The sequence below is a fragment of the Protofrankia sp. CiP1_Cm_nod4 genome (assembly GCF_982290645.1).
Genome location: NZ_CEVIVC010000021.1, coordinates 30,425 through 38,581, shown reverse-complemented (window position 1 = coordinate 38,581; position 8,157 = coordinate 30,425). Strand labels below are relative to the sequence as shown.

Genomic DNA, 8,157 nt, shown 5'->3' with positions numbered 1-8,157 from the left:
GACGCCTTTTCCGCCGTCGCGGCGGACGCCTTTTCCGTCGTCGCGGCGGACGCCTTTTCCGTCGTCGCGGCGGACGCCTTTTCCGTCGTCACGGGCGGCGGCGCCATGGCGATGACCGCCGTGGTCTCGGAAACCGGTGCCTCGGCCACCGCCGTCCTGGCTGCCGCGGGCCTGCTTGCCGCGGGGGTGCTCAGCGAGGCTTCGGACGCGGTCGCCTGGCGAGGTATGCCCGGCTGCTCGGACGCCACCGCCGGCAGCAGGCCGGGCTCGCCGACGGGACGCAGCCGGCCCGCGATCAGGGATCCCCACCATATGAAGATGGGAAGCAGGCAGATGATCAACGATAATGCCGCCCAGACCATGTTCGCCGGATACACATGGCCGAAGCCGACCGCGGTGGCGATGGAGATCCCGGATATCGTCGCCCAGAAGATGTGCTTACGGAAGGTCAGCAGCCGGTCGGGGCTTGCGCTCTGCCCCTTGGGCGTGACCACGAAACCGAGCGGACGCCGCAGCAGCGCGCCGACGAAGGCGGTCGAGTAGAACGGCGTGCACAGCATGGAGACGAAGATCCCGGAGATGCCGGCGGTGCCCTTCTCCTCATGCGGGCTGATGTTGAACCGTCGCAGCCAGATGTAGAGCAGCAGCCTGGCCACGGCCACGTCGATGTAGAGGGCCAGCCAGGACGATATCTGCACGGTCACCCCGGTCGACCCCAGGGCCATGTAGCTGACCGTGAGCATCATTCCCATCAGCCAGGTGAGGGCGACGGTCGGGTAGTGCAGCATCAGGGTGGAGTAGTGCAGACGGTGCCCCCACGGCAGCTTCCGCAGCCGGCGGACCGACTCGGTGACCAGGACCTCGTTGGAGCCCCGAGCCCACCGCAGCTGCTGGCTGAAGAAGTCCGTCCAGGTAGCAGGACCCTCGCCAACCGCTACGACATCCGGCGTGTATACCGACTTCCAGTGCTTTCCAGAGTCAGACTGATACTCTCCGTGTACAGCGAAGGAGGTGGCCAGATCCTCAGTGATCGAATCCTGGAACCCGCCGATCTGCCGCCAGGCCGACACCCGGTATGCGTGGTTCGTGCCGACGAACATGCCGCAGTCGAACCGGTTCGCGGCCCGCTGGATGACCGAGTGGAACATGTAGTTCTGCGCTTCCGCGCCCCGGGTCAGGAAACTGTGGAAGTTCCCGTAGACCTGCGGTCCCACGACAAAGGCGACATCGGGGTCGCGGAAGTAGCCGAGCATGCGCGAGGCGAAGTTCGGCAGCGGAATGTGGTCGGGGTCGACCGACAGCACGACGTCGTAGGAGCCGCCGTGGGCGTCCAGCCAGGAGTTGTGGTTACCGTGCTTCGTTTTGGCCCGGAATCTTCCCTTCGGCTGGTTCCACCTTTCCACCCCTTTGCGGCTGAAATGGTTGACCCCGAGGTCCTTGCACATCTGGCGGACTGTCGGGTCGTCCCCCTCGTCGAGCAGCCAGATGTCGATGGGCGTGCCATAACGGATCTGCCGGGCCGCGATCAGGGTGTCGCGTACGACGTCCAACGGCTCCTTCGACGGGACGATGGTGGTCGTGAACGCGATCCGCAGGCCCGCCGGCGGCCGGACCGGCACCGGGTTGCGCATGATGTAGGCGGCCCAGCAGAGGGTGATCGAGTTCAGTAACCGGATCCCCTCGGAGACGACGATCGTCCAGAACATGACCAGGTTGCCGATGTGCACCGGTGTCGGCAGATACCTGCTCTTGGGGAAGTGGCCCGGCTGGATCAGCCAGACGAAGAACAGCGACGACAACCCGACGGTGGCTATCAACAGCGGCAGCACCATCCAGAGCTCCCGCCCTACCATCACCTTACGGTAGGCAACGCGATACTCTGTGTCAGCAGGCGGAAGGGTGAGCGGACCCGCGAGCTTCGAGAAGGAGGTGTAGTCGTAGGCCAATTCTCTTCCAAGGACTCGTGCCACCCGCGGGTTGCGGTCAGCGCCACGACATACGTCGCATGCGGGTCACATGTCGCATGCAGATCGGTGAACGGTGAACCGGTCCACGTCGGGACAGGGATGGATGCCAGGGTCTTCGTCCGTCGTCGGCGCGTTCACGGCCAGCGGCCCGCCGGCCCGGGGAGGGCGCGCGTCGACCCACGTGCCGGTGGCGTCACAGCCGGATCGGTCCGCGCCGGTCGCGCGATCCGCCAAGGACGTCATGCCACCGAGGCGCTATGGAGGCTGTGGGACACCACCCCCGGACACAGGCCCGCGGGCGCGCGGAGGCAACAGGCAGGGGACGTCACAGGGAACGCTCCAAGGGACGTCACGGGCGCCGGCCGCCATCAGGCCACACCACCGGAGACACCGCTGGACACGCCACCGGGGGGCCGCTCGGAAGCGCCAGCCGCCCGCCACGCGGCCCAGCCGAGAAAAAGCCCACCGAGGACGAGCGCGGCACCGGCCACGAGACAGAGCCACAGGCCCACGCCCACCTCGGCGGTGGCCACCGGGTTGTCCGTCTGGAACGTGCCGATCCGCTTCCGCAGGAGGCTGGCGGCTATCGCGTCCCCAGAATTGATCTTCAAGACACTCAGGGCGGCGATGACGCCGCCGGCGACGGGCAGCGCCAGCCCGAGCGGGCGGACGCGGGGGAGCTCGGACAGCAGCACGCTGATGACGGCGCAGAGGATGCCCAGGCCGAGCACCACCTTGCCGTGCCAGGACAGCTCCAGCCCCGATCTGTTGCTGTGCAGCAGATCGGCGCCCCGGTCGGCGAGGGTCGCGCCCGCCCACGGCAGGAAGGCACCCACCACGGCGATCAGCCCCGCCACGCCGCACACATGAACAATAATCACGTCCACCGTGCGCGGCCCGGCACCAGTCGGCGCGTCCTCATCCGACACGGCGTTCCCTCCGTCGTTGGCACAGTCACACCATGGAATTTCGACATCCGACGCCCCCGAAACGGGCGGACGAGCAGACCATCTCCGGTCCGGTCACGGTCCGGGCCAGGGGACAAGTAACGGAATTTCCAGAGCTGTCCCCTACCGAGCCAGAAGCGTACCCGCCACCATGGTCCGGCTGTCGGCATCCCCCTTGTTTGGCCAGGTCACCGGCTGGATGCCGCACCGGCGGGCCGCCCCTCCGCCCGGCGTTCACAAGTGCGGACCACCGGCTCCACAAAAACACGATCACACCGCTGGCGTCCCCGTGCTAAACCACCAGATGACCGTCGCCGACGCCCACCCAGGTGGTGGATGTCAGCTCGGTCAGGCCCATCGGCCCACGGGCGTGCAGCTTCTGGGTGGAGATCCCGATCTCGGCGCCGAAACCGAACCGTTCACCATCGGTGAAACGGGTCGAGGCGTTGACCATGACCGCCGCGCTGTCGCAGGTCGCGATGAACCGGCGGGAGGCGGCCAGCGAACGGGTCACGATCGCCTCCGTGTGCCCGCTGCCCCACCGGCGGATGTGCGCGACGGCGTCGTCGAGGGAGTCCACCACCCGCACCGCCAGGTCCAGCGACAGGTACTCGGCGGCCCAGTCCTCCTCCGTCGCGGGCAGCGCCGAGGAGTCGTGGGAGCGGACCGCGTCGTCGCCGTGGACCGTCACCCCCGCCTGCCGCAGCGCCGCGAGCACCCGCGGCAGGAAGGCGTCCGCGACATCCGCGTGCACCAGCAGCGTCTCCGCCGCGTTGCACACCGACGGCCGCTGGGTCTTCGCGTTGAGGGCGATCGCCAGCGCCTGGTCGAGGTCCGCGTCGACGTCGACGTAGACGTGGCAGTTGCCGACCCCGGTCTCGATCACCGGCACGGTGGACTCCTCCACCACGGTCCGGATCAGCCCGGCGCCGCCGCGCGGGATCAGCACGTCGACCAGGCCGCGCAGGCGCATGAGCTGCTTGACCGACTCGTGGCCGCCGCCGGGCACGAGCGCGACCGCGTCCGCGGGCAGCCCGGCGGCGGCCACCGCGTCCCGCAGCGCCGCGACCAGCGCCGTGTTGGTACGCAGGGCCGAGGCGCTGCCGCGCAGCAGCACGGCGTTGCCGCTTTTCAGGCACAGGCCGGCGGCGTCGACCGTCACGTTCGGGCGGGCCTCGTAGATGATCCCGACCACGCCGAGCGGCACCCGGACCTGGCGCAGCTCGATCCCGTTGGGGAGCACCCGGCCGCGTACCACCGTGCCGACCGGGTCCTCGAGCAGCGCGACCTGGCGCAGGCCGTCCGCGATCGCGGCGAGCCGGCCGGACGTGAGGGTGAGCCGGTCGACCATGGCCTCGCCGGTGCCCGCGGCCCGCGCGGCGGCCACGTCCGCGCCGTTGGCCGCCAGGATCAGCCCAGTGCCGGCGATCAGCGCGTCCGCCATCGCGTGCAGCGCGCGGTCCTTGTCCGCGCGGGACAACGGAGCGAGCACGGCCGCGGCGTCACGCGCCCGGACCGCGGTCTCGCGGACATCCTCCGCAAGGCTGTTCATGACCAGTTCCTCCCGACCTGACGGCTCGTCCGACACGCCACCCCAGCGGGCCGGAAACGGCGCGATCATGTTCCCGCGCCACCGGAGGACCGCGTGTGCGGGGCGGCGGACCGACGGCTGCGCGATCATGCCCGCGCCGCCGGAGGCCCACGTTGCCGCAGGTCGCGGAGGGTCGGGGCGGCACAACGATGTTCCCGCGCCCGGGCCCCACCGGCTCCGGGGCTCCCGTCGGCTCGGCGGCGCCGGCTCGGGAGCCCGCGAGCCGGCCCGGGACGTCCGGACGGCCCACATTTCCGTGGCACTACGAGGTTACCGGCGTGGAGGTTACCGGCGTGTCAGGGCAGCCTCGAGGATGCCTCCCCCGAGCCGGCGGCGACGCGGTCACGGTTTCCGTGGCGGGACGGGCACGCACGCAAACCGTACCCGCGTGCGGAGGCGCCGGCGGCGCGTCCTACCGTGCTGACATGCTCGTGCTGCACACATCCGACTGGCACTTCGGGCGTACCCTCCACCGGTTCGACCTGCTGGCGGCGCAGGCCGCCTTCGTCGACCATCTCGTCGAGGTCGTCCGGGCCGAACGCGTCGACCTCGTCGTGGTCAGCGGGGACGTCCACGACCGGGCCATCCCGCCGGTCGCGGCGATGCGGCTGTTCGACGAGGCGCTGTCCCGGGTGCGGGACGCCGGCGCGCACGTGGTGGTGATCAGCGGCAACCACGACGCCGGCGCCCGTCTCGGCGACAAGGCCGGGCTGCTCGACCCCCGGGTGCGCATCAGGACGGACGTGTCCGCCATCGCCACCCCCGTCACCGTCGAGGACGGGCACGGGCCCGTCCACGTCTACCCGCTCCCCTACCTGGAGCCGGCGGCGGTGGTCGACGCCCTGCCGGCGCTTCCCGCCCCGGGCGGCTACGACGGGCCCCACCCCGGCGGCACGAGTGCGGCAATAGACAACAGAGACACAACGGACGCGAAAAGCGATGGCCCGGTGGCGTCCAATGACACAACGGGCACGAATAGTGACACTGTGACTTCGAGCAGGGATGATCCGGTCGTAACCGGTGGTAGCAGGGCGCTGTCGCACGCCGCGACGCTGGGCCGGGCCATGCGGGCCGTGCACGCCGACCGGGCCCGGCGCGGCGGCCGCAGCATCGTCTGCGCCCACACCTGGGTCAGCGGCGGCCAGGGCAGTGACAGCGAACGCGACATCAGCGTCGGCGGGCTCGCGGCCGTCCCGGCGAAGCTCTTCGACGGGGTCACCTACACCGCGCTCGGGCACCTGCACCGGCCACAGGCGCTGGACGAGGGCCTGCGCTACAGCGGCTCGCCGCTGCCCTACTCGTTCTCCGAGGCGGGCGACGTCAAGTCGTCGCTGCTGGTGGAGATCGACGCGGACGGCCTGTGCGGGCTGGAGGAGATCCCGGTCCCCGTGTACCGCGGCCTCGCCCGGCTGCGCGGCCGGCTCGCGGAGCTGATGGCCACCGCCGACTACGAACGGCACACCGCCGACTTCGTCTCGGTGGTGCTCACCGACCCGGTCCGCCCGCTGGACGCGATGGCGGCCCTGCAACGCCGCTTCCCCTTCGCTCTCACCCTCAGTCACGAGCCCGCGCTCGACGCCACCGGCGACGAGCTCACCTACGGCCGGCGCGTCCACGGGCGTCCCGATCTCGCGGTGGCCGAGGCGTTCGTCGCCCATGTGCGCTCCGAATCGAGCGAGCGTGAACGGGCCCTGTTACAGGCGGCGTTGGACGACGCCCGCCGGGCCGAGGACGCGGCCTGATGCGCCCGCACCGGCTGGAACTCACCGCCTTCGGAGCCTTCCCGGGGAAGGTCGAGCTGGATTTCGACCGGCTGGGGGCCGGCGGCCTGGTACTGCTGTGCGGCGAGACCGGCGGCGGGAAGACCACGCTGCTCGACGCGCTCGGCTTCGCACTCTACGGGGTCGTCCCGGGGCTGCGGGCCCGCGCGAAGGACCTGCGCTCCCACCATGCCGAGGCGGACGCCCAGCCACAGGTCCGGCTGGAGTTCAGCGTGTCCGGGCAGCGCTACCAGATCACCCGTACAGCCGGCTGGGACAGGCCCCGGCGCGGCGGCGAGGGCAGCTCCCGGGTGAACCCGACCGCCCTGCTCAGGCGCCGGACCGACACCGGCTGGGAGGCTGTCGCCCAGCGCAACGAGGACGTCGGGCTCGAGATCGGCCGGCTGCTCGGGATGACCGCCGAGCAGTTCTTCCAAGTGATCATGCTGCCGCAGGGGCGTTTCGCCGACTTCCTCCAGGCCGACCACGACACGCGGGAACGGCTGCTCAAGCGCCTGTTCGCCGTCAGCCGGTTCGAGCACGCCGAACAGTGGCTCGCCGACCAGGCCAAGATCGCGGGCGAGCGGCTGGCCGCCGCGCGCGGCGACCTCGCCCGGGTGGCGGCCCGGGCCGCCGAGGCCGCCTCAGCCACCGAACCGGACGATCTCGAGGCCGACGCCGACTGGGCCGCCGGGCTCGCCGCGGCCGCGGACGCCGCCGCCCGCACGGCCACGCGGCACGCCGGAGCGGCCGCCGACGCCCGCCAGCAGGCCGAGGGGTCGCTCGACCTCGCCCGCGGGCTCGCCGAACGCCAACGGCAGCGGCGGGCGCTCGACACCAGGCTGGCGGCACTCGAGGCGCAGCTCCCGGCGACCGAGGAGCTGGCCACCGAGCTGGCCGCCGCCCGCCGCGCCGCCACCGTCCGCCGCGCCCTGGACCAGGTGCGGGAGCGGGCGGACGAGCTGACCCGGACGCGGCTGGCCGAGGACGCCGCCCGCCGCTGCCTGGAACTGCTCGGCGCCCGGCACGACGTCGACGTCGACGAGCTGGCCCGGCTGGCCCGGGTCGCCCACACCGACATGGGACGCCTCGAGCAGTTCGCGAACATCCTGGCCGCCGCCGACGCGGACGACGACGCCGCCACGGCGGCCGACATCGACGCCGACACGCACGCGGCCGCCGTCGCCACCCTCACCGGCTACCTGCGCGCCGAACTGCCGGAACAGCGCCGTGCTCTGGAGGCCGGGCACAGCCGCGCCAGGGCCGCCGCGGCCGCCCTGCCAGGCGCGCGCGAGCAGGCACGGATGGCTGCCGAGCTGGCCGCCGCCGTGCGCCGGCGCGGGCAGGCCCTCACCCATGCGCACGACGTGGAGCAGGCCGCGCGACTGGCCCGCGAGCAGGCCGGTGACATCCGCCAGCAACGCTTCGACGCGATCACTGCGGAGCTCAGCGCCGCCCTGGTCGCCGGTTCGCCCTGCCCGGTCTGCGGATCCCTCGCGCATCCCGACCCGGCCGAGGCCCGCGCGGACCATGTCAGCAAGGACGACGAGCTCGCGGCCGGAGCCGTCGCCAACCGGCTCACGGCGCAGGCCACCGACGCCCGCCGCGACACCGACCGGCTCGACGAACGAATCCGCACGCTGACGCGCGCGCTGGCCAACCAGGTGGATCCCGCCGCCAGCGGGCCCGGGCCCGCCGCCAGCGTCCCCGGGCCCGCTGGCCCGGGCGCCCCGGCGCGGACAGCATCCCCGGCCGGCTCCGGCCCGGCCGGCGACAGGGCCGGCGCGGCCGGCGCAGCGGGTCCGGCGGGTACGGCGGTGGGCGCACCGACCACGGCGAACACCCCGCCGACAGGTCCGCTGCCCGCGAGCACAGCGCCCGCGAGCACAGCG

General features: G+C 72.1%; 5 protein-coding genes. 2 read left to right on the top strand and 3 right to left on the bottom strand.

Annotated elements, in window-relative coordinates:
- From AC5LSR_RS06720 to AC5LSR_RS06710, 3 genes are all read right to left on the bottom strand, one after another.
- A partial coding sequence (locus tag AC5LSR_RS06720) for a glycosyltransferase family 2 protein (RefSeq protein ID WP_493468257.1) occupies window positions 1–1,832 on the bottom strand: 1,832 nt, incomplete at its 3' end.
- Between the two features lie 503 nt (window positions 1,833–2,335).
- Window positions 2,336–2,896 carry a hypothetical protein gene (locus tag AC5LSR_RS06715; protein ID WP_250285447.1) on the bottom strand — a complete coding sequence of 187 codons (561 nt, stop codon included), beginning with the start codon at window positions 2,894–2,896 and terminating at the stop codon, window positions 2,336–2,338.
- Between the two features lie 310 nt (window positions 2,897–3,206).
- Window positions 3,207–4,466, bottom strand: a complete 1,260-nt coding sequence (locus AC5LSR_RS06710) for a glutamate-5-semialdehyde dehydrogenase (RefSeq protein ID WP_493464482.1) — start codon at window positions 4,464–4,466, stop codon at window positions 3,207–3,209.
- A 464-nt stretch (window positions 4,467–4,930) separates the two neighbouring features.
- On the opposite strand from AC5LSR_RS06710, the gene AC5LSR_RS06705 reads away from it, so the two are divergent.
- Entirely contained in the window at window positions 4,931–6,247 is a 1,317-nt protein-coding gene (locus AC5LSR_RS06705; protein WP_250285449.1) for an exonuclease SbcCD subunit D, read from the top strand.
- The coding region (locus tag AC5LSR_RS06700) for an AAA family ATPase (RefSeq protein WP_493464483.1) at window positions 6,247–8,157 on the top strand (1,911 nt) is incomplete at its 3' end. The genes AC5LSR_RS06705 and AC5LSR_RS06700, both read left to right, overlap by 1 nt.